This is a genomic window from Rahnella inusitata (genome assembly GCF_965118895.1).
GTDB lineage: Bacteria > Pseudomonadota > Gammaproteobacteria > Enterobacterales > Enterobacteriaceae > Rahnella > Rahnella inusitata_A.
The window spans coordinates 21,704-41,213 of record NZ_CBCPJJ010000010.1; the positions used below are offsets into that span (position 1 = coordinate 21,704).

General features: G+C 52.9%; 19 protein-coding genes. 7 read left to right on the top strand and 12 right to left on the bottom strand.

Annotation, left to right across the window (positions count from 1 at the left end; genetic code table 11):
* Positions 1-252: 252 nt before the first annotated feature.
* Positions 253-1,950, bottom strand: coding sequence for a chloride channel protein (locus ACMHLI_RS11275; protein ID WP_413529560.1), 1,698 nt, complete (start codon positions 1,948-1,950; stop codon positions 253-255).
* Positions 1,951-2,124: 174 nt separating this feature from the next.
* On the opposite strand from ACMHLI_RS11275, the gene ACMHLI_RS11280 reads away from it, so the two are divergent.
* Positions 2,125-3,234, top strand: a complete 1,110-nt coding sequence (locus ACMHLI_RS11280) for an AI-2E family transporter (RefSeq protein WP_413529561.1) — start codon at positions 2,125-2,127, stop codon at positions 3,232-3,234.
* 67 nt (positions 3,235-3,301) lie between these two features.
* Here the strand turns inward: ACMHLI_RS11280 and ACMHLI_RS11285 are convergent, their stop codons facing one another.
* Positions 3,302-5,059 carry an EAL domain-containing protein gene (locus ACMHLI_RS11285; protein ID WP_413529562.1) on the bottom strand — a complete coding sequence of 586 codons (1,758 nt, stop codon included), beginning with the start codon at positions 5,057-5,059 and terminating at the stop codon, positions 3,302-3,304.
* 474 nt (positions 5,060-5,533) lie between these two features.
* On the opposite strand from ACMHLI_RS11285, the gene iraP reads away from it, so the two are divergent.
* Together iraP and ACMHLI_RS11295 are read left to right on the top strand one after the other, a co-directional pair.
* Complete coding sequence (gene iraP, locus ACMHLI_RS11290) at positions 5,534-5,881, top strand: anti-adapter protein IraP (protein ID WP_413529563.1); 348 nt, start codon at positions 5,534-5,536, stop codon at positions 5,879-5,881.
* A 126-nt stretch (positions 5,882-6,007) separates the two neighbouring features.
* Positions 6,008-6,292 carry a DUF883 family protein gene (locus tag ACMHLI_RS11295; protein ID WP_056770122.1) on the top strand — a complete coding sequence of 95 codons (285 nt, stop codon included), beginning with the start codon at positions 6,008-6,010 and terminating at the stop codon, positions 6,290-6,292.
* A gap of 100 nt (positions 6,293-6,392) precedes the next feature.
* On the opposite strand, the gene ACMHLI_RS11300 is transcribed toward ACMHLI_RS11295, so the two are convergent.
* The 4 genes from ACMHLI_RS11300 to ACMHLI_RS11315 form a co-directional block, all read right to left on the bottom strand.
* Positions 6,393-6,842 carry a YcgN family cysteine cluster protein gene (locus ACMHLI_RS11300; RefSeq protein WP_112168957.1) on the bottom strand — a complete coding sequence of 150 codons (450 nt, stop codon included), beginning with the start codon at positions 6,840-6,842 and terminating at the stop codon, positions 6,393-6,395.
* A 128-nt stretch (positions 6,843-6,970) separates the two neighbouring features.
* Entirely contained in the window at positions 6,971-7,627 is a 657-nt protein-coding gene (locus tag ACMHLI_RS11305) for a fumarylacetoacetate hydrolase family protein (protein WP_413529564.1), read from the bottom strand.
* A 25-nt stretch (positions 7,628-7,652) separates the two neighbouring features.
* A complete protein-coding gene (locus tag ACMHLI_RS11310; protein ID WP_413529565.1) occupies positions 7,653-8,840 on the bottom strand; it encodes a lytic transglycosylase domain-containing protein in 1,188 nt (395 codons plus the stop codon).
* A 122-nt stretch (positions 8,841-8,962) separates the two neighbouring features.
* The gene (locus tag ACMHLI_RS11315) at positions 8,963-9,235 is read right to left on the bottom strand and encodes a YcgL domain-containing protein (RefSeq protein ID WP_413529566.1); all 273 of its coding nucleotides are present in this window, start codon (positions 9,233-9,235) and stop codon (positions 8,963-8,965) included.
* A 136-nt stretch (positions 9,236-9,371) separates the two neighbouring features.
* Here ACMHLI_RS11315 and minC point away from each other — a divergent pair, with 136 nt between their 5' ends.
* The 3 genes from minC to minE are packed head-to-tail and all read left to right on the top strand — an operon-like array spanning position 9,372 to position 11,171.
* The gene (gene minC / locus ACMHLI_RS11320; protein ID WP_112168961.1) at positions 9,372-10,061 is read left to right on the top strand and encodes a septum site-determining protein MinC; all 690 of its coding nucleotides are present in this window, start codon (positions 9,372-9,374) and stop codon (positions 10,059-10,061) included.
* A gap of 24 nt (positions 10,062-10,085) precedes the next feature.
* Positions 10,086-10,898 carry a septum site-determining protein MinD gene (gene minD / locus ACMHLI_RS11325; RefSeq protein WP_056770068.1) on the top strand — a complete coding sequence of 271 codons (813 nt, stop codon included), beginning with the start codon at positions 10,086-10,088 and terminating at the stop codon, positions 10,896-10,898.
* A 3-nt stretch (positions 10,899-10,901) separates the two neighbouring features.
* Entirely contained in the window at positions 10,902-11,171 is a 270-nt protein-coding gene (gene minE, locus ACMHLI_RS11330; RefSeq protein WP_056770062.1) for a cell division topological specificity factor MinE, read from the top strand.
* 361 nt (positions 11,172-11,532) lie between these two features.
* Here minE and rnd read toward each other — a convergent pair whose 3' ends face one another.
* The 5 genes from rnd to ACMHLI_RS11355 all read right to left on the bottom strand — a co-directional run bounded on the left by rnd (position 11,533) and on the right by ACMHLI_RS11355 (position 18,153).
* Positions 11,533-12,654, bottom strand: a complete 1,122-nt coding sequence (gene rnd, locus ACMHLI_RS11335) for a ribonuclease D (protein ID WP_413529567.1) — start codon at positions 12,652-12,654, stop codon at positions 11,533-11,535.
* Between the two features lie 96 nt (positions 12,655-12,750).
* Positions 12,751-14,448 carry a long-chain-fatty-acid--CoA ligase FadD gene (gene fadD / locus ACMHLI_RS11340; protein ID WP_413529568.1) on the bottom strand — a complete coding sequence of 566 codons (1,698 nt, stop codon included), beginning with the start codon at positions 14,446-14,448 and terminating at the stop codon, positions 12,751-12,753.
* Between the two features lie 323 nt (positions 14,449-14,771).
* A complete protein-coding gene (locus ACMHLI_RS11345; protein ID WP_413529569.1) occupies positions 14,772-15,404 on the bottom strand; it encodes a Slp family lipoprotein in 633 nt (210 codons plus the stop codon).
* 61 nt (positions 15,405-15,465) lie between these two features.
* Positions 15,466-16,167, bottom strand: a complete 702-nt coding sequence (gene tsaB / locus ACMHLI_RS11350; protein WP_413529570.1) for a tRNA (adenosine(37)-N6)-threonylcarbamoyltransferase complex dimerization subunit type 1 TsaB — start codon at positions 16,165-16,167, stop codon at positions 15,466-15,468.
* Positions 16,168-16,239: 72 nt separating this feature from the next.
* Positions 16,240-18,153, bottom strand: a complete 1,914-nt coding sequence (locus ACMHLI_RS11355) for an ATP-dependent DNA helicase (RefSeq protein ID WP_413529571.1) — start codon at positions 18,151-18,153, stop codon at positions 16,240-16,242.
* 145 nt (positions 18,154-18,298) lie between these two features.
* On the opposite strand from ACMHLI_RS11355, the gene ACMHLI_RS11360 reads away from it, so the two are divergent.
* Positions 18,299-18,643 carry a RidA family protein gene (locus ACMHLI_RS11360; protein WP_101080008.1) on the top strand — a complete coding sequence of 115 codons (345 nt, stop codon included), beginning with the start codon at positions 18,299-18,301 and terminating at the stop codon, positions 18,641-18,643.
* A 59-nt stretch (positions 18,644-18,702) separates the two neighbouring features.
* On the opposite strand, the gene ACMHLI_RS11365 is transcribed toward ACMHLI_RS11360, so the two are convergent.
* Complete coding sequence (locus tag ACMHLI_RS11365; protein WP_413529572.1) at positions 18,703-19,344, bottom strand: bifunctional 4-hydroxy-2-oxoglutarate aldolase/2-dehydro-3-deoxy-phosphogluconate aldolase; 642 nt, start codon at positions 19,342-19,344, stop codon at positions 18,703-18,705.
* Positions 19,345-19,510 lie beyond the last annotated feature (166 nt).

The window sequence follows — 19,510 nt, forward strand, 5'->3', positions numbered from 1 at the left end:
AGCCTCAGGGTATTCACGCGCGTGATGAGTCCCTTTGATTGCGATCAAGTCAGCGCCGTCGTATAAAAATTCACATAACGGCAGTTACCTCCAAAGAGGTATTTAAGAAAATACACATAACCTACTGATTTAGCTTGAATAAATAGCGTTATCCGGGATTTTTATCGCCAGAGAGGCAAAGAGTGGAAAATGAGGGGTATTACAATCGCCAGCCGGTCTGCGTCACAGAAACCGGCTGGGATTATGAGGAGATCAGAGGAAGTCTTTGGCTTTATTGAGCAATGCGGCTTTGGTGATCACGCCCAGCAGACGGCGGGATTGTGCATTTTCCAGCACCGGCAGACGCTCAAGCGGTGAGTTGCTGAACATCGCCCACGCCTGCTCGTAGCTGGCCTGCTGGAACAGCGTGGTAAACTCCTGTTCGATAAATGCATCAATCGGGTCATCAGACTTCAGGCTGCCGTCAATAATACCGCTGGCCAGCACGTTGGTCGGCACCACGCCGAGGAATCGTTCTTCCCGGTCCACCACATAAACATAGCGCGTACGCTGTTTCAGCCCTTCGCTGACCACCTCGGAGAGCGAGGCGTCGACGTACATTTTCGAGCAAGGCGTCACCAGCGAAGCGACGGTACTGTATTCGAATTCATTCTTCGCGAGGAAGCGGGCGTTATGGCGCGTCAGCACGGGATAAGTGCCGCCCTCTTTCAGGCGCGAGGCGACAACGTACGAAATCGCCGTCGCCAGCATCAGCGGGAACAGCAGGGAGCTGTTGAGCGTCATTTCGAACGCCATCATGATCGACATCAGCGGTGCGTGGCTGGTCGCCGCCAGCAGTGCGCTCATGCCGATGGCTGCGTACAATCCGACCGGTCCAGGATCGAATCCCAGCCATTGCAGGCAGGTACACACCAGCGCCCCGCCCGCTGCGCCAATCAGCAACGACGGCGTAAACAGCCCGCCAACTGCGCCCGAGCCGATGGTTATCGCCGTGGCGACAATTTTTAAAATCAGCAAGACCAGCAGTGACGTCTGCAAATCGCCGTTATTCAAAATGAGATCGATGACTTCAAAACCGTTGCCCAGCACCAGAGGCGAAATCATCGCCACCAGCCCGACACCCAGCCCGCCCAATCCTAACCGCAGAGCCGGATGCGAAATGGGTTTCATCCACTGGCGGACTTTATCAATCGAGGAGATAAACAGCGGCCCGAGGATCCCGGTCGCTGCGCCGATAATCAGTACGGTGATGATCGCGCCAAATGACGGACTAAAGATTGCCGAAGAATAGAGGTACAACGGTGCATAACCCGTCAGCGAGCGGACGGTGAGCACGGCAACTGACGCCGAGATAAACAGCGGGATCAGCCGCTGGACGGCGGTCACGCCAAAAGCGATTTCTGCCACAAAAAGCGCACCGGCAAACGGCGCGTGATAGACCGCCGCCAGACCACCCGCCGCGGCCATAGCGATAATATCGGACTGATGGACGTCCTTAAAACGTGAAAAGCGCCCGAGCAGGCTGCCGCTCAGCGCCGAGAGCTGCACCATCGCGCCTTCACGCCCGATCGACCCGCCGCTGGCGATGCTGGCGAGCGACGACAAACCGCGCAGCACCGTGCTGACTACCGGAATGCCCGGCAGCCGCTGATCGATCACATCAAGGTAATCAGGCATTTTGCCGTGCTTATCTTCGTGGCGCAGCGCCCACAGCAAAATGAAACCGGCAATAATGCCGCCCGCCGTGGTGATGAGCGGCCAGACCACTCTCGGATATTCATTAAAGGCTTTGGTGATGTCGCTGCCGTCGGTGAACATCAGGCCGTTAATACCGGAAATCGCGCCGCGAAAGGCGATCGTCACCAATGCAGCGACAATCCCGGCGGGAATAGCGATCAACAGGTTTACCCAGTCACCCTTTTGCAGGGAATCGAATGCTTTCAGGCCCATCAGGTTCTCTTAGTAAAAAAGGTGCTGGCAGGGAGAATAGCATTTTGGCGGGCGTTTCTCATGTCCATGACCGGGGGTGAACCGGAAGAATGCGGTCAGGCAGGAAGTAATTTTTGCAAAAACGAAGATGCACTCTATGCTTCGTGAGCAACAGGTACATTCAAAGGAATTAATATGGTAGTTAAAGGTCTTTCCAAGGGGTTTTTTCTTACGATTTTACTGATCGTAACATTGGCTTTTTTTGATGTTTTACAGCCTTACTATTCATCCGTTTTGTGGGCAATTATTCTGGCCGTGATTTTCAATCCAATGAAAAACCGGCTGAAACAGTATGTGGGCGATCGTAACGGCCTGGTGTCGTTGCTGACGGTGCTGATCATCTGTCTGATTGTCTTCACACCTCTGGCGATCATTGTTTCCTCGCTGGCGATTGAGTTCAACGCGGTCTACACCAAGTTGCAGGGAAATGAAACGCAGCTGCCGATGATTCTGGCGGATGTGATTCATCATCTTCCTCGCTGGGCGCGTCACTTCCTTTCCGACCATGATCTGGACAGCACCACAGAAATCCAGAAAAAACTGTCAGACGTGGCACTTCAGGGTAGCCAGTATCTGGCGGGCAGCGTGTTCGTCATCGGTAAGAGCACCTTCGGTTTTGCTCTCGGTTTCGTCATCATGCTGTACATTTTGTTCTTCCTGATCAAAGACGGCGCGTATCTGGTGAATCTGATCCTGGCCGCTCTGCCGCTGTCGAGCTACGTGAAGCATCACCTGTTTATGAAGTTTGCCGCCGTAGCGCGTGCGACGGTCAAAGGCACGGTGGTGGTAGCGATCGTTCAGGGTGCGCTCGGCGGTCTTGCGTTTTATATCGCCGGTCTCGAAGGCAGTTTACTTTGGGGCGCGCTGATGGCGTTTCTGTCGATCATTCCGGCAGTGGGTTCAGCCATTATCTGGGTACCGGCGGCGATCTACTTCTTCGCCTCCGGCATGCTGTGGAAAGGCATCTTCATCGTGGTGTTCTTCGTGGTGATTATCGGCCTGGTGGATAACATTCTGCGACCGCTGCTGGTCGGCAAAGATACCAAAATGCCAGATTATCTGATTCTTATCAGTACACTGGGCGGGATGGAAGTCTACGGCATTAACGGATTTGTCATCGGTCCGCTGATTGCGGCGCTGTTTATCGCCTGCTGGAATATTCTTTCCGGGCGCGATCACCGAGATAATATTGATGAAATTGACGAAGACTTTATCGAAGAAGGGAAAAATCATCCGGGCGCCTGATAGCCCCCGGTGGTGATTTCACAATGAGCGGCTTAATCCCCGCTCATTTTTTTTGCCTGTGGCAAGCCTAGACTGCCGCGCGCTCCTCACACCACAGTTCGAAGAGTTCCGGGTTCAGCGGTCGGGAGTAGAAATACCCCTGCACTTCATCGCATCCCAGGCCGCGCAAAATATCCACCGTTTCTTCGTTTTCGACCCCCTCCGCCAGCACTTTATAATCCAGCTGTTTGAGTAAACGGATGACGTTTCTGACGATCACCAGACTGCCGTGATCGGTCGAAATCGTACCGACAATCGAACGGTCGAGTTTAATGGTATCCATGGGAATTTTACGCAGTACGTTAATGTTGCTGTAACCCGAGCCGAAATCATCCAGAGAAATACGGAATCCGCGCAGCTTGAGCAGTTCAAGCCCTTCCAGCGCGTCGGGGCTTTCGAGCATTTTCTCGGTTTCGAGACACTCCACGCTGAGTAAAGAAGGCGACAGCGTATGGCTGAGCATTTTCTCTTCCAGCGCGTCGGCAAAACCGGGACGGGAAAAATCACTGGCCGCCAGATTTATCGAGACCGGAACCTGAAAGTTTTTATCGCACCACAGGCTTATCTGTCGGATGGCATGGTCGATAACCCAGTCGGTCAGTTCGCTCATCAGGCTGGTTTTTTGAACCAGCGGAATAAACTGGCCGGGCATGATTTCGCCCAGCAACGGATGCTTCCAGCGGATCAGCGCCTCTGCGCCGGTCACGCTGCCGTTCGTCAGGGAGATTTTCGGCTGATAGACCAGATACAGGCCGTTGCCCTCGTGAAGCGCCTTGCGCAACTCGGACAGCAGCTGAAAGTCATTTCTCTTTTTGTTGTCGATTTCGGTGTCGTACGTCATAAAGCGTTTTTTCTGACTGATCGCCTCGTGCAAGGCACTCACCGCGCGGCGCAGAATTTCAGCAGGGATCAGCTCATGCGAATACTCCCCGGAATCGCCAATGTGAATATCCAGATTAAGGGGGATCTGGCTGTTGAGACTGGCCTGCGTGCCTTTAAGCGCGTCGGCGATGGCCTCAAGCGTCCTGGACTCGCTGTCTTTAAGCAGGAAGGCGAAACGTCCGACCGCCACCGCATATAACAATCCATCCAGATTAAGTTTAGCTTTCAGCTTGAGCGCCATATCCTGCAACAGGCTTTCCACCGCACCCATGCCAAGAGACCGGGCAACCTCGTAGGCAAAAGCGATATCAATGCAGTCGATAATCACCAGCGTGTTGTCCGCACCGTTCAGGTAGGACATATCCCGCAGTAGTCGCTGACGGTTGGGCAGCAGCGTCACGATATCGACATACCCGACGGCGTGCCACGTTTCCAAAAACACCGAGACCAGATCGGCGATTTTCTCGAACGTTTCGATATCTTCCGCAGAGAATTCGCGCGCCTGATTGTCCAGAAGGCACAGCGTTCCGACGATCACCCCTTCACGGGTTCTGAGCGGGCAACCTCCGTAGAAACGGATAAACGGCGCTTCATGCACAAGCCGGTAGTGACTGAACATATCATCCTGCAAGGTATCGTTGCAGATTAGGGTCTGTTCGCTGCGCACGGTATGCGCACAAAAGGCATCGGTGAGGCTGGTTTCAGTAAAGGGCACGTTTTGGGCGGATTTAACAAACTGTTTTTCGTCATCAAGGACGGAGACAAAACACATCGGCACGTTGAGTAAGCGGCAGGCGAGAAAAGTGTATTTTCTCAGCGTATCATCGCGGCCTCTGTCATCTGCTTTAAGAGCATCGATCGCCGCATGCCTTTTTGCTTCATTGTTACTTAGATTGGTCAGCATGGTTACACTCTTAAAATCAGAAAATTTTCTTAATAAAATTCTTATACCTTTTCATCGCATTTTCAGGTTCTTCAGTATCAATGCGCTATTACAGGTATAAAAGCCGTTAATTTTATTTAATTCAGCCGGGAAACTGTTAAAAAAGATAAATCTTTCTGCCTGCCGCAGGCAGTTTTGCAAGGTTAGCGAATAACGATAAAATAACAAAAAAAATGCTGAAAAACTCACATTTCGCGCGTTGTGAGGCCTTGCCCTCATCCATCTCGTGGATATTCTGTTTTAGTCTGTGCTAGCCTGCTGGGGGAAATCTGCCGTCGCGGGCGAAGACATTCAGCAGGCTGGCACGCAGACTCTTCAAAGTTTTATTTAAACAATTGATTAACTATCAGATTATCTGAATATCACAGACAGTCGTTGAACCGGGCGAAGAATTAACGAGCGGGTAATACTTCTCTATCTGTAGGAGCCACACAAATGAAAAACATTATTTTAAGCATGATCGCGAAGATCTCCCGGATGGAAGCAGACGCCAAGCAACTCACCGCGCAGGTGGAGGCTCAGTCCCTTCTTCTTAGTGCACTGTTTTTAACCGTTGGGAAAAACGGTGGTCCGCAGGAAATTATCGAGAGCGTCAATAAAGCCATCAACTCAGTGCTCGATTCGGACGATGATTCCATGAAATCGGATGCAACGCTTTTATTCGAGCAATTTCAGGCCATTATTTCGACCACGCGCTTAATCGATCAGGCTGACCCGGAGCTAAATGCCGATACCCTGAACGCAATCAACGGTAAAGGCCCGGACGCTGTAGCAGAATCATAACAGCGGGATAACAAATGACGGACGCGTTTGGGCTCGGCCTTCGGAAAAGTCCTGTAATGCTGTCTGAAAAGTGCAATGACGGAAATTCCCGACTACGCTTTAAGTCTGCAAACAAAGGAGAATACGATGTCATCACAAGATTATGATAAAGACCTGAACAAAGACGCAAACCGCCTGGCTGATAAAGTTGAAAACAAAGCCAATGAGTTCGCCGGTGAAGCCCAGAAGCAGTTTGGTAACTTCGTTGATTCTCCGAAGCACCAGATTGAAGGCGCAGCACGTAAGCTCTCCGGACAGGCAAGCGAAGCCCTCTCGGGCGTGGCTGACAAGGTGAAAGATAACCCGCTGTCAGGCCTGATTGCCGCAGGTGCCATTGGTGTTGTGCTGGGCTTGTTGCTCGGCCGTAAGTAACACACCTTTTGAGGATCGGGTGACCGGTTCTTAGAAACAAAAAATCCGGAACTTATGGTTCCGGATTTTTTTTGGGATTTCTTTACTGACTAAGAGGGAATTACTTCGCCCAGCTCGGCTTGTTGAGGATGTGATCCTGCCAGTCTTCCACGTCATCTTCGCGTACGGCGATGTAACGTACGGAAATTTGCGCGGTATGCATCGCAGATTTCGAGGCTTTGTTCAGCAGCGGATGCCACGGGAACAGCGGTTTGCCTTCGCCAATCAGACGATAGGCGCAGGTCGGCGGCAGCCAGTCGAAGGTGGTCAGATTTTCACGGGTCAGTTTGATGCAGTCCTCTTCGAGCGTAAAACGACGCTCGTAGTTGCGGCACTGACAGGATTTGATATTGAGCTGATTGCAGGCAACGTTGGTGAAGTAGATTTCTTCGGTATCTTCATCAATCAGTTTGTGCAGGCAACATTGTCCGCAACCGTCGCACAATGCTTCCCATTCTTCGTTGGTCATTTCAGGCAGCGTCTTTTCCTGCCAAAAAGCGGGTTCAGTCATAGTGTGCATCCGGTAGAAGTAAAATGAGGGTGCTTATATAGACGCTTTGGCCGGCAGATGCAAGCAAAGCCGCCGGAAAGCAGCTCCGGCGAAGAGGTACTTTGTTTTAAATCACTCAGTGGCGCGTCTCAGATCACCCGGGTAGTAACTTGCTTACCATTAAGTGTAGCTAAGATTTCATCTCCCGCCTTTAGCGGGCCAACGCCGTGCGGTGTGCCGGTAAGAATAATGTCACCGGCGCGCAGTGTAAAAAAGCGGCTCATGTAAGCAATGAGCGGCAGAATGGGCGTCAGCATGTCGCGGGTATTACCTTCCTGACGGGTTTCGCCGTTGATCAGTAAGCGCAGCCCGGTCTGCTGCGCATCACCAAATTCACTCACCGGGATAAAACCGCTAACAGGACAGGATCCATCGAAACCCTTGGCCTTTTCCCACGGCTGACCGGCAGCTTTGAACTGCGTCTGCAAATCGCGCAGCGTCAGATCCAGCGCCAGACCGTATCCGGCAATGGCATTGGCGACGCGGTCTTCCGTCGCCTGTTTCAATGGCGTGCCGATAAGCACCGCCAGTTCCACTTCGTGATGTACCGTGCCGAGACCCGTGGGTAATGCGATGGGCTGACGGATATCGCACAGCGCCGTTTCCGGTTTGATAAATATCACCGGTTCAGCAGATACCTGGCTGCCCATCTCTTTAATGTGATCGGCGTAGTTATTGCCGACACACACCACTTTATTCACGGGAAAATCCAGTAATGCGCCCTGCCAGTCCCGGTGTTGGTACATAACGTCACTCCTTAGTGAAAAGTCGTTAGCCGCTGAACGGATTATGCGGCGCAGGTGCCAGCGGTGCGGACGGCGTTGCAGGTGATGGTGTGGCTGGTGTAAGTGCGCCAGTTGGCGCCGGAGCCTGTCCCTGCGCGGCCATAATGCCGTCAGCCATCATACCGATGCTCAGTGCGAAATACGTTGAACGATTCCAGTGCATGATCGTACGGAAATTGTCGTAAACCAGGAACGCGCGCCCCTGCACATCATCTGGCGTGATGATCCACGCACGGGTGGCCGTCGAGGCCAGCGGGCTGCCATCTGCCTGAGTAACACCCTGTTGCTGCCAGTAACTGGCGGGGTGCATCTGGTTATTTTTCAGGCCTGCCTGGGCGGCATCAAAGTTAGCGGGAAGTTTAACTTCCTGACCCCAACCCTGATTGCCCTTCCAGCCTTCTTTAGATAAGTAATTTGCCGTGGAGGCAAACACGTCGTCAGTGTTTTTCCAGATATCGATTTTGCCGTCGCCGTTGCCGTCAGCGCCGTAGTTAAGATACGAGCTCGGCATGAACTGCGATTGTCCCATCGCACCCGCCCACGAGCCTTTCATCATATCGCCGGAGGCATGGCCGGAATCGACGATTTTAAGCGCGGACATAAATTCTTTGGTGAAGAAAGCTTCGCGGCGGCCTTCGAAGGCCAGCGTTGCCAGCGCTGAGAACACATCCTCTTTACCCTGAATTTTACCGAAGCTGCTTTCCATCCCCCACAGGGCGACGATGTACTGCGGCTGCACACCATAGCGATCGCTCGCCTGTTGCAACGCAGGCAGATTGTTGCGGTACTGTTCCTGACCGGCTTTAATTTTCCACTCAGGCAGAACGCGGGTCAGGTAATCATCAAGGGTGATTTTCTTTTCGAGCTGATTGCGGTCGGAACTGATGACGCGATCGACGAAATGAATAGTAGCGAAGGTACTGTCAATGGTTTGCTGGCTGATGCCCTGCGCACGCGCCTGAGCCTTAAGCTGTTCTACGTATGCCGGAAACTCTGCCGGATCCCTGCCTTGTTCAGCCAGAGAGGTTTTAGCGGGCGCAGCAGTGGGTGCGGTAGCAGGTGCCTGGGCAGCAGCGGCTGGCGGTGTTGCGGGTTGCCCGGAGGTTGCTTTCTGTGCTGCGCAACCGCTGAGGATAATCAGGGGCGTTAAGACTGCCAGTGCCGACAATTTCATCAAACTCTTCCTTTTGACATTCAAAAAATGATTCATCGCTGTAACCTTAGATACTACAACGATGAATGCAAGTTAAGACGTCGGAAAGTTCGGGAAATGGCGTAACAAATGTCAGGAACGCGTTATTTATTGCTGTCACTCAGGTGAGTGTTCAATAAACTTTCAACCGGCGGTGGCACTTGCAGATAATAACCTTGTTCTTCGAGTGCCTGTCGTACTTTGGCAATATCGGCCGTGGCTAATTTTTCGCGGGTCGCCAGATTTAGCATCATTGAAAACTGTGGCACGCCAAAACCTTTGAGTAATTCTTCAGGCACGCGAGAGAAATCGTCTTTTTTTTCTACATAAAGATATGTCTGGTCACGTTTAGTACTTCGATAGATCACACAATACATTTTTTTAACTCTATTAAATTGAAACGGTGGCTTGCCTAGATATAACTGTAACTATACCATGCTTAACGTACATCGGAATATCGCCCCCCGAGTGGTATTCCGGGGATTTAGAGTTGCAAAGACTGAGTCAGGATAGATGTCACAATCGCCAATAGAACTAAAAGGCAGCAGTTTTACCTTATCGGTTGTTCATTTACACAGTTCACAACCTGAGGTTATTTATCAGGCATTACAGGAAAAAGTGGAGCAAGCGCCCGCCTTTTTGAAAAATGCCCCTGTTGTTATCAACGTTGCCTCACTGAGTGGTGAAGCAAACTGGAAAGACATTCAACAGGCTGTCGCTTCTGCAGGCTTTCGCGTTGTTGGCATCAGTGGTTGCAAAGACGAAAAGCAAAAACGCGCACTTTCCCGCACCGGTCTCCCGTTGCTGAGTGAAGGCCGTGCACAGCGTATCGCCGCCGAGCCGCCTGTTCCTGTCGTGCCCGACAATGCCCCGGCCAAAACCCGCATTGTCAGTACTCCGGTCAGATCCGGACAACAAATTTATGCCCGTAACAGCGACCTCATTGTGACGAGCAGCGTCAGCGCAGGTGCGGAACTGATTGCCGATGGCAACATCCACATTTACGGCATGATGCGAGGAAGAGCGCTGGCCGGTGCCGCCGGTGATGCAAACTGTCAGATTTTTTGCACACACCTCGGCGCAGAGTTAGTCTCTATCGCAGGGCAATACTGGTTGAGTGACCAAATCCCGGCCGATTATCTCGGTCAGGCCGCGCGCCTCAGCCTGATAAATAACGTGTTAACCATACAACCTTTAAACTAAGCCCTTTTGACAAGGAATCCATTCATGGCACGCATCATAGTTGTTACATCGGGTAAAGGGGGCGTTGGCAAGACCACTTCAAGCGCGGCCATCGCTACCGGTTTAGCTCAAAAAGGCAAGAAAACTGTTGTTATCGATTTCGATATTGGTTTACGTAACCTCGACCTGATCATGGGCTGTGAACGCCGCGTGGTCTACGATTTCGTTAACGTGATCCAGGGTGACGCCACGCTGAATCAGGCACTTATCAAAGATAAGCGCACCGATAACCTGTTCATTCTGCCGGCTTCGCAAACGCGTGACAAAGACGCGCTGACCCACGAAGGCGTAGAAAAAATTCTTAATGATTTAAACGAAATGCAGTTCGACTTCGTGGTGTGCGATTCCCCTGCGGGCATCGAAACCGGCGCGCTGATGGCCCTGTATTTTGCCGATGAGGCGATTATCACCACTAACCCGGAAGTCTCTTCAGTTCGTGACTCCGACCGCATTTTGGGCATTTTGTCTTCAAAATCTCGTCGTGCGGAGAAAGGCTTAGAGCCTATCAAAGAACATCTGCTTCTCACTCGCTATAACCCGGGCCGCGTAAGCCGTGGCGATATGCTGAGCATGGAAGACGTGCTGGAAATCCTGCGTATTCCACTGCTGGGCGTGATCCCTGAAGACCAGTCAGTCCTGCGTGCGTCCAATCAGGGCGAGCCGGTGATCCTGGATCAGGAATCCGATGCGGGTAAAGCGTACGATGACACCGTCAGCCGTTTGCTTGGTGAAGAACGTGCGTTCCGTTTTATTGAGGAAGAGAAGAAGAGTTTCCTGAAACGCCTTTTTGGGGGATAAACCATGGCCTTGTTAGATTTCTTTCTGTCCCGTAAAAAGCCGACAGCCAATATAGCCAAGGAACGGCTACAGATCATCGTAGCAGAGCGACGTCGGGGGGACAGCGAGCCCTCCTACTTGCCTGACCTGAAGCGCGACATTTTAGCGGTGATCTGTAAGTATATTAAGATTGACCCTGAAATGTTGCAGGTTCAGTTCGAGCAAAAAGGTGACGATATCTCCGTACTGGAGCTTAACGTCACCCTGCCGGAATCGGAAGAAACGCCTAAATGACAGCAGTTGATTTGCCTGTTTTGATGGTTTTTCTGCCAAAATAGTGTCCCCCTGTTTTTCAGGGGGACGACTTAAAATCAACTCGTTTAATTTTATACTGTATAACTGCACACTGTTTAAATAACCAGCCCTGATATCTATTCCTTTTTTTCTTTTTTCGCAAAATTCTGATTAAGACTCCTCCCATTTAGCCTCATCTTTACTCGCTTTAATGTGTAGCCTCGCCTTTTTTTCGATCGGCACGTTGTTGCAGATTATTAAGACGACGGTTGGAATAAAATCCAGCCATAAAAAAAGGGCGGAAATAATTCCGCCCTTAGTATTCATTAACTGAATTTAATATCCCTTTGGGGATGTCGAATCAGTAATCTTTCAGTATTTCTGCCAGCCTTTCCGCTAACAGTTTGCCGCGCCAGCCGCTGATTAATTCTGGCTGAGATTCCTTGTTTTTTAACTTCCAGTGGCTACTGAGCAATTGATTAATCTGGCGTCGTGAAGCCAGCAGTTCGACGCTTAGTCCACTCTCTTCGCTCACCGTCTGAATCAGCGCTTTAATGTCTTTAAATACTTTGCGATAACCCGCCTGGTCGATCAGATTGAGGATAGGCGCCGGCAATTCAGACTCATCCAGCGCATTGGATTCTTCTACCAGCGCCAGCAGCGTGCGTCCGTGATAACGAATTTCCGGGCCGCTCAGGCCAAGGGATTCGAGCTCGCCAAGCGATCCTGGCTGATAACGTGCAACCTGCCAGAGGTTTTCTTCACGCACGACAAAATTCACTGCCAGGTCACGCTGACGCGCCTGATTGAGGCGCCACGCAGCCAGCAGCTTCAGGCAACCCAGCTGACGCGGACGCAGCTGGAAAGCATTGGGAATTTCGAGATAAGCCAGTTCCGGTTGCAGCACTTCTTTGCGGCGGCGGCACAAAGCCAAACACTCATCCAGCGCAGCGTCCATCCACCCTGCTTCTTCGGTTTCTTTCATCAGCTGATCGGCGAGCGGCAACAGATACCAGACGTCGGCGGCAGCGTACACGCACTGCTTTTCACTCAGGGGACGGGCAATCCAGTCGGTACGCGATTCACTTTTATCCAGTTCCACGCCGGTCGTTTCCGCGACCAGACGCGCAAAACCACAAGACAGCGGACGACCGCTGAACGCGGCCAGAATCTGCGTATCAATCAGCGGCGTGGGCATCACACCAAACGCGTTGAGAAAAACTTCCAGATCTTCGCTGCCTGCGTGCAGGAATTTCACCACATCAGGATTGGTCAGCAGATCAATAAAGGGTTGCCAGGCGGTGATCGGCAAAGGGTCAATCAGCGTCAGTTTTTCGCCGTCAAATAACTGGATCAGGCCCAGCTGCGGGTAATAAGTGCGAGTGCGGACAAACTCGGTATCCAGCGCAATTTTGCTGTGCGCTTTGGCCTGAAGGCAAACCTGCTCCAGTGCATCATTGGTAGTAATCAACTGATAATTCAAATCTTAATTCTCTTAATCATAACTGCGTTATAACGTGACAACGCCGGACAATGCCGGCGTTGGGAGTCTGACCACGACTGAACAGCGCGCTCACCGTTATGCAGCGTCCTGTTTGGGATCGGCTTTCGGTTTTGCCTGTTCATCGCGAAGTTCGCGCCGGAGGATTTTACCGACGTTAGACTTCGGTAACTCGTCGCGGAACTCGACTAACTTCGGAACTTTGTAGCCGGTTAATAACCGGCGGCAATGTGCCAGGAGTTCTTCGCTGGTCAGTAACGGGTCTTTCTTCACCACGCAAATTTTGACGATTTCACCCGACGCGTCATTCGGAACGCCAATAGCAGCGACCTCAAGAACCTTGTCATGCTGTGAAACCACCTCTTCAATTTCGTTAGGGTAGACGTTGAAACCGGAAACCAGAATCATGTCTTTTTTACGGTCAACAATCCGTATGAAACCCTGCTCGTCCACTGTAACGATATCGCCCGTCGATAACCAGCCATCTTTTAGCACCTCATCGGTGGCCGACGGCCGTTGCCAGTAGCCCAGCATCACCTGCGGGCCACGTACCAGCAGCTCGCCCGGCTCGCCCGTGGCGACATCCTGACCGTTATCGTCCACCAGCCGTATTTCCGTTGATGGCACCGGTAATCCAATGCTGCCGCTGTAATGCTTGAGATCGTAAGGATTACCGGCCACTAGCGGTGAACACTCGGTCAGACCGTAACCTTCCAGCAAGTGTTTGCCGGTGAGTTTTTCCCATTTATCCGCCACCGATTTCTGCACCGACATTCCACCACCGACCGAGAGACGCAGAGTGGAGAAATCCAGTTCGCGGAAATCTTCATTATTAAGCAGTGCGTTGAATAAGGTATTCACGCCGCTGATGGCAGTAAACGGATACTTCGCCAGCTCTTTCACCATCCCCGGCACATCGCGTGGATTGGTGATAAGCAAACTGCGTCCCCCCATTTCGAGGAACAGCAGACAATTCACGGTCAGCGCGAAAATGTGATACAGCGGTAACGCCGTCACCACCAGTTCATGCCCCGGTCGCAGCAGCGGCGCGTAGGCAGCTTTCGCCTGCTCCAGATTCGCCTGCATATTACGGTGAGTCAGCATCGCGCCTTTCGCCACGCCGGTCGTGCCGCCGGTGTATTGCAGGAACGCCAGATCGTCATTAATCACATCAGGCTTGATGTATTGCAGACGTCGTCCACGCTGCAGGGCGGTGCGGAAAGAAATTGCGTTAGGCAGATGGTATTTCGGCACCAGCCGTTTGACATATTTGACGACAAAATTCACTAGCGTGCCTTTGGCCGCAGAGAGCTGGTCGCCCATACGGGTCAGGATCACGTGCTTTATCTGCGTTTTGTACACCACTTTTTCCAGCGTATGGGCAAAGTTGGAGACAATCACAATGGCGCTTGCACCGCTGTCGTTAAGCTGATGTTCCAGCTCGCGCGGCGTATACAACGGATTAACGTTAACCACAACCATGCCGGCGCGCAGAACACCAAACAGCGCAATCGGATATTGCAGCAGGTTAGGCATCATCAGAGCTACGCGGTCACCTTTCTGTAAACCCAGTTCGTTTTGCAGATAGGCGGCAAAGGCACGGCTGCGCTCTTCGAGTTTCCGAAAAGTCATCACCTCGCCCATGTTGATGAATGCCGGGCTGTCGGCATAACGCAATGTGGCGTTCTCAAACATTTCGACCAGCGAGCTGTAGCGGTCGGGATCGATGTTCTCAGGAACATCTGCCGGATAACGTTTTAGCCAAACCTTTTCCAAGGTATTACTCCTGAATTTGTTACCGTCTCAATTCGATATGCGAAGAGTTTTATCACGTCTTTAACAATATTTTAACTCAGCTTACCAGTTGCGTTTTAAACAATGTCGAGGTTGAGAGGCGGGTCACTATTTACCTGCCATCCGTGGCAAAAAAAGAAAAAGGCGGCAATTAAGCCGCCTTAACAACGATCTCATCTGTCTGTTATTTCTTCGGTGGCGGCACAACAGGTGGTGCACCGCGAGCAGGTGGTGGCGCTCCATGAGGCGGCTGTCCGCCATGTGGGGCTTGCCCGACGTGCGGCGGTGGCGCTCCGTGAGGAGGTTTATTCGGTGACGACGCTCTCCACCCGTGCGGGCCCCATGTCATACCAGCCGGGCCCGAACCCCGGCCCAAACCCTCGCCCCCAGGAATCATAGGGGCCTCCGTAACCCCAGCCCCAAGGCCCCATTGGTTGCGGCGGCATGACCACCTGCTGCTGGATCCGCCAGCGTTTATAGCTGTTGACGTTGACCGTCACGAAATCATACGACGTCTCGCCAATCTTACCCTTCTCGACACCGGTAATCGGCCCGACAACGGTGACCAGCTGGTTGCGGTAATCCACCGGATCCACAAACCCGTTGATGTAGGCCAGAATGCGCCCGCGCGATGCTGCGCCTAAAATCGGTCGCGCACCGTCATCCAACGGAACGGTAGCAATTTCGAGACGGGTTTTGTTTTGCAAATTGGTGATGGAAACCACTTTGCCGCCAAAACGTGACTCCTGCCCGACGTACAGATTCGGCGCGCCCTGCACCGCCTGTAAATTCATCTGCGGCGTGGCCGTCGTACCACGAATTTCATCGGGTACGGTGACACAACCTGATACAACCAGTACGCTCAGCGCGACTGCACTCAACGCCAGTTTTTTACCTTGTGTAGCTGAGAACTGCTGAACTGTGGACCACTTACGCATTGCAATGACTCCTGTGCATACTCTCAACTCTGACCACTTTTTTAGGGACAAGTTGCCATCATTACCGGCCTGGCAGCTTTTTCCACGTCACTTCATTACGCAGATAGGTCGGTTCAGCGTCTTGCGGATCCACGCGAACACCGTTTTCCCAGAGCTGAAGCGCCAGCGGCAGCATGTCTTCCGCCTGCGGCAGTAACATTTTGCCATCAAATAATTCTGCAACAGAAGATTCGCCCAACAAATGCGGATAGGTTTCCCAGCCGGTACCGACGGTGGCAAAACGCCCCGATAACTCTGCTGCATGCGCCTGAAGCTGTTCCGGCTTGATCACTTTTTCGGTATCTTCGCCACGCCAGACTCCCAGCGCATCGCGGGTAAATTCGCCCCAATACACTTCGCCCATACGGGCATCAATAGCGGCCAGCACCTGTTGTGCGCCAGTCTGGCGATACGCGCCCTGCGCCATGGTTTGTAAGGTCGAGACGGGCAGCAACGGCAACTCTGCGCCAAACGCCAGCCCCTGAGCCACGCCAATGCCGATACGCACGCCGGTAAAACTGCCCGGCCCACGGCCAAAGGCCAGCGCGTCCAGCTGACTGAGCGTCAGCCCGGCTTCGGCGAGGATCTGCTGCACCAGCGGCAAAATGCGCTGCGTATGCTCGCGGGCGCAAAGTTCAAAATGAGCGAGCGTTTCGCCCTGATTATAAATCGCAACCGAACAGGCTTCTGTCGCCGTATCAATTGCTAAAATTCGTGTGGACATGCCAAACCTCAGGCGGGGGATTGAATGAGTTAAACCCTTTTTTGCGGGGCGGATCCTAGCATAAACAACGGGCTATTTCTGCTCTTCAGCGTGTTGTAAAAAGCGGATCGCTTGCGCTAAATCACGCGTGCGCGGTGCGGGTGGCAGGCTGTTGAGGAAAACTTCGCCATACGGACGCATTACCAGCCGGTTATCGCAAATCACCATCACGCCGCGATCGTCGGTATCACGGATCAACCGCCCGACGCCCTGCTTAAGCGTGATCACCGCATCGGGTAATTGTACTTCATTGAACGGATCGCCGCCGCGCAGTCGACAATCTTCAATACGCGCTTTCAATAGCGGGTCGTCCGGCGAGGTGAACGGCAGTTTATCAATGATGACGCAGGACAGCGCATCACCGCGAACATCGACACCTTCCCAGAAGCTGCTGGTGGCAACCAGCAACGCATTGCCGGCTTCAACAAATTGCGCCAGGAGCTGGCCTTTACTGGTTTCACCCTGCAACAGCACCGGCAAGGTGAGCGTCGCGCGGAACTCTTCTGCCAGCTCACGCATCATCTGGTTCGACGTACACAGGAAGAAACAGCGGCCTTTATTGGCTTCGATCAGCGGGCGCAACATCCGGGCCAGCTGTTTCGAGATACCGCGAACGTTGGTCTCCGGCAGAAAGCGCGGCACGCACAGCATCGCCTGTGTGGCGTAATCAAACGGGCTGGGGAGCAGCAGCGTTTCGGCGTCATCCAGCCCCAGACGGTCGGTAAAATGATGCAGCTGATCGTTCACCGAAAGCGTCGCTGAGGTAAAAATCCATGCGCCCGGTTTTTCTTTCATCATGTCACTGAATTTATCAGTCACGGACAACGGCGTCAGGGCCAGCACGAAGTTACGCGAGTTGCATTCATACCAGTAGCTGTAGCCGGGAATGGAGACGTCTTTCAGGCGTTTAAGACGGTTACGGTACAGCGTGGCGCGCTCGAAGGCGGCATCCAGCAAAGCTGAACGGCCGAGCGACAGTTTGACCACGTCGTAGCAAAGCTCCAGTGCGTCATCGAGCAGTAACAGCGCGCGCTGGATAGCGGTCTGGCTGAGCACGTCGCGCAGGTTACCGCGAAAACCGGGCTCGCCGAGCGCCAGACGAAAATCCATCGTGCTCTGGCTGAGGCGGTCGGCACTTTTCTGCAACTGCACGGAATCGCGCACTTCAGTGCGATAAGCGATGTTTATATCTTTTGCCATATCCAGCAGCTGGCGGCTGGTCAGCTGCTGGCCAAAGTACTGGCTGGCGATATCGGGGATCTGATGGGCTTCATCGAAAATCATCACGTCGGCCTGCGGGATCAGTTCACCGAAGCCGCTCTCCTTGACCACCATATCGGCCATAAACAGGTGATGATTGACCACCACGACGTCAGCGTCCATCGCCTTACGACGGGCTTTAACCACGAAGCACTCTTTGTACAGCGGGCAGTCGCTGCCGAGGCAATTATCATTCGTGCTGGTGACCAGCGGCCAGACAAAGCTGTCTTCCGGCACCACGTTACAGGTGCTGATATCGCCTTCTTCCGTGTTGCTCGACCAGTGACGAAGATGCGCCAGTTCGCTCAGCGCCTGACTGGCAAGATCGCCACCGGACAACGATTGCTGTTCGAGACGTTCCAGACACAGATAGTTTGAGCGCCCTTTAAGCAGCGCCAGACGCCCTTTGAATTTCAGCGCGGCGGCGACTTTCGGCAGATCGCGGGAATAGAGCTGATCCTGTAAGTTTTTAGAGCCAGTGGAGATAATGACTTTTTTGCCCGAGCGCAATGCCGGGGCGAGATAAGCGTAGGTTTTGCCGGTGCCTGTACCGGCTTCCACCACCAGCCCCTGCTTTTCGCTGATGGCTTTGCTGACAGCCTGCGCCATCAGACGCTGAGGTTCACGGGGTTTAAAACCTTCAATTTTCTGCGCTAAAGCGCCGTCTGTTGCAAAATCGTCTGTCACGCTGTCTCTCTACCTGTACGGATCAGCAGTGATTATGCCAATCCCTTGCCTTCACTACCACCGCCATCTGCCAATCCAACGCATTCAGCCTTTGTGATACCCTTACGGCCATCAATAAAAAGTGACTAACAGGAGCACACAATTTATGACTATCGAACGGATCCGACCTGAGCCACGCATGTCCGATGTGGTCATCCACAACGACACGATTTATTACACCGCCGTGCCGGAAAATCTGGATGCGAACGCGAAAGATCAGACGGCTGAAACGCTGGCGATCATCGATGCAGTGCTGACCGAAGCCGGTTCAGACAAAAGTAAAATCCTCGATGCCACGCTGTTCCTGGTGCACAAAGAGGATTTTCCGGCGATGAATGAAGCGTGGGACGCGTGGGTTTCGCCAGGCAATGCGCCGGTGCGCTGCACGGTGCAGGCCAATCTGATGAACCCGAAATATAAGATTGAAATCAAAATCATCGCCGCACGTTAAGGGCTGACAACAGACATAAAAAAACCTCCCGCGGGAGGTTTTTGTTTCACGATAGCAAATCAGTTCGCCGCACCGGATACGGCTTCTTTGGCCAGCTCAGTGATGCGTGCGTAATCGCCGCTTTCCAGCGCGTCCGCAGGCACCAGCCATGAACCGCCGATACAGAGCACGCTTTTCAGTGCCAGATAGTCACGGTAGTTTTTCGGGGTGATCCCGCCTGTCGGGCAGAAACGCACTTGCGGGAACGGCCCTGCGATCGCCTGCAACGCTTTAACGCCACCGTTGGCTTCCGCCGGGAAGAATTTGAATTCACGCAGACCGGCATCCAGACCCATCATCAGTTCAGACACGGTGCAGATCCCCGGGATCAATGGAATTGAACCGGCATTAGCCGCTTTCAACAGCGCGTCAGTCAGACCGGGGCTGATGGCGAACTGCGCACCGGCTTCGGTGACTTCTGCCAGCTGCTGCGGATTAAGCACGGTACCCGCGCCAATGATCGCTTCCGGCACTTCTTTCGCAATGGCACGGATAGCGTCCATCGCACACGCAGTACGCAAGGTGACTTCCAGTACACGCACGCCGCCGGCAACCAGTGCCTTCGCCAACGGAACCGCGTGTTCCAGTTTATTGATCACAATCACAGGAACAACCGGCCCTGAGGTCAGAATTTGTTCCGCGCTTGTTTTCCAGTTTTTCATCTTGTTCTCCATTCATGCCCGCAGGCATCGTTGTGATTGATGGCGCGCCCCTGCCACAGGGTCCTGCAAATGAAACTTTGCCGGATACCGACCACACCCGATTGGACAATACTACTATTCCTAACTGCTAAAAGCCTTGATGTGACATAAAAAAACGCTGCATAAG

Bases quoted from the DNA above. Each gene is read 5' to 3' on its own strand.
- minC (WP_112168961.1), top strand. From the start codon at position 9,372: ATGTCACAATCGCCAATAGAACTAAAAGGCAGCAGTTTTACCTTATCG.
- minE (WP_056770062.1), top strand. From the start codon at position 10,902: ATGGCCTTGTTAGATTTCTTTCTGTCCCGTAAAAAGCCGACAGCCAAT.
- ACMHLI_RS11305 (WP_413529564.1), bottom strand. From the start codon at position 7,627: ATGTACCAACACCGGGACTGGCAGGGCGCATTACTGGATTTTCCCGTG.
- ACMHLI_RS11310 (WP_413529565.1), bottom strand. From the start codon at position 8,840: ATGAAATTGTCGGCACTGGCAGTCTTAACGCCCCTGATTATCCTCAGC.
- ACMHLI_RS11280 (WP_413529561.1), top strand. From the start codon at position 2,125: ATGGTAGTTAAAGGTCTTTCCAAGGGGTTTTTTCTTACGATTTTACTG.
- ACMHLI_RS11300 (WP_112168957.1), bottom strand. From the start codon at position 6,842: ATGACTGAACCCGCTTTTTGGCAGGAAAAGACGCTGCCTGAAATGACC.
- ACMHLI_RS11365 (WP_413529572.1), bottom strand. From the start codon at position 19,344: ATGAAAAACTGGAAAACAAGCGCGGAACAAATTCTGACCTCAGGGCCG.
- iraP (WP_413529563.1), top strand. From the start codon at position 5,534: ATGAAAAACATTATTTTAAGCATGATCGCGAAGATCTCCCGGATGGAA.
- tsaB (WP_413529570.1), bottom strand. From the start codon at position 16,167: ATGTCCACACGAATTTTAGCAATTGATACGGCGACAGAAGCCTGTTCG.
- ACMHLI_RS11360 (WP_101080008.1), top strand. From the start codon at position 18,299: ATGACTATCGAACGGATCCGACCTGAGCCACGCATGTCCGATGTGGTC.
- ACMHLI_RS11295 (WP_056770122.1), top strand. From the start codon at position 6,008: ATGTCATCACAAGATTATGATAAAGACCTGAACAAAGACGCAAACCGC.
- ACMHLI_RS11275 (WP_413529560.1), bottom strand. From the start codon at position 1,950: ATGGGCCTGAAAGCATTCGATTCCCTGCAAAAGGGTGACTGGGTAAAC.
- ACMHLI_RS11285 (WP_413529562.1), bottom strand. From the start codon at position 5,059: ATGCTGACCAATCTAAGTAACAATGAAGCAAAAAGGCATGCGGCGATC.
- minD (WP_056770068.1), top strand. From the start codon at position 10,086: ATGGCACGCATCATAGTTGTTACATCGGGTAAAGGGGGCGTTGGCAAG.
- ACMHLI_RS11345 (WP_413529569.1), bottom strand. From the start codon at position 15,404: ATGCGTAAGTGGTCCACAGTTCAGCAGTTCTCAGCTACACAAGGTAAA.
- ACMHLI_RS11315 (WP_413529566.1), bottom strand. From the start codon at position 9,235: ATGTATTGTGTGATCTATCGAAGTACTAAACGTGACCAGACATATCTT.